Genomic DNA, 1,096 nt, shown 5'->3' with positions numbered 1-1,096 from the left:
TGCTCTCTTTCAGCGACCCGCGTCCCAGCGGTACCAGTCGCACCATCTGGACCGCCACGGTGGCGCCCTTCGCCAACGGGGATTGCAACATCGGCGTAGACATGCGGACCGTCACCGATCTCGCGGGCAACGCCGGCTTGGAACGGACCGTCACCGACGACAGTCGAGTCATCGTCGACTTGGTACGCCCCACCGCCGCCAGCACCAACCCCATCACATTCGCCGACACCGACCTCGGGCTCGGCGAAACCACCACCGTCACCTTCCGCTTCAGCGAGGCCATCACCGGCTTTGCGCTGGATGACATCGACCTCAGCCAGGCCCATGGCACGCTCAGCGGATTGCGCTCGACCTCCGGCGACGGCAGCAGCGGCGACACCTGGACGGCACTGTTCACCCCCACGGCCAACACGACCAGCCTGACCAACACCCTCGGGATCAACCTCTCCGGCGTGCGCGATATCGCTGGCAACGCCGGCCAGGGCAGCGTCCGCAGTGGCAACTACACCGTCAAGACACAGGGGCTCACCGCCACCATCACGCTGGCCAACTCCCGCATCAAGGCAGGCGAAACCACCACCGTCACCTTTACCTTCAGCGAGGCCGTCACCGGCTTCACGCGCGACGACGTCGTGCTCAGCGACGCCAACGGAACGCTCGGCGAACCCACGACCAGCGACAACGGCACAACCTGGACCGCCACCTTCACGCCCACGGCCAACGTCGAGGACAGCAGCAACACCATCAGCGTGAACCTCGCGGGCGTGACCAACACCGCAGGCACCGCCGGATCGGGCCAGGCCAGCAGCACCAACTACGGCATCGATACCCGCAGGCCCACGGTGGTCGCCATCACGGTCGCCGACATGCACCTCGGCATCGGCGAAACCACCACCGTCACCTTTACCTTCAGCGAAGCCGTCACGGACCTTGTGCTGAATGACCTCTATAACCTCTACGCAAATTGGCGAGTGCTCTCTTTCAGCGACCCGCGTCCCAGCGGTACCAGTCGCACCATCTGGACCGCCACGGTGGCGCCCTTCGCCAACGGGGATTGCAACATCGGCGTAGACATGCGGACCGTCACCGATCTCGC

The 1,096-nt window shown here is 65.3% G+C and carries 1 protein-coding gene; it reads left to right on the top strand.

From position 1 onward, the window contains the following. Window positions 1-59: 59 nt before the first annotated feature. A partial coding sequence (locus tag VTU_RS25910) for an Ig-like domain-containing protein (RefSeq protein ID WP_236610644.1) occupies window positions 60-1,096 on the top strand: 1,037 nt, incomplete at its 3' end.

It is taken from the genome of Verminephrobacter aporrectodeae subsp. tuberculatae At4, from assembly GCF_000193225.1.
GTDB classification, from domain to species: Bacteria; Pseudomonadota; Gammaproteobacteria; order Burkholderiales; family Burkholderiaceae_C; genus Acidovorax; species Acidovorax aporrectodeae.
Note: the sequence above shows the minus strand (reverse complement) of the source record. Positions and strands in the feature narration are given on the sequence as shown.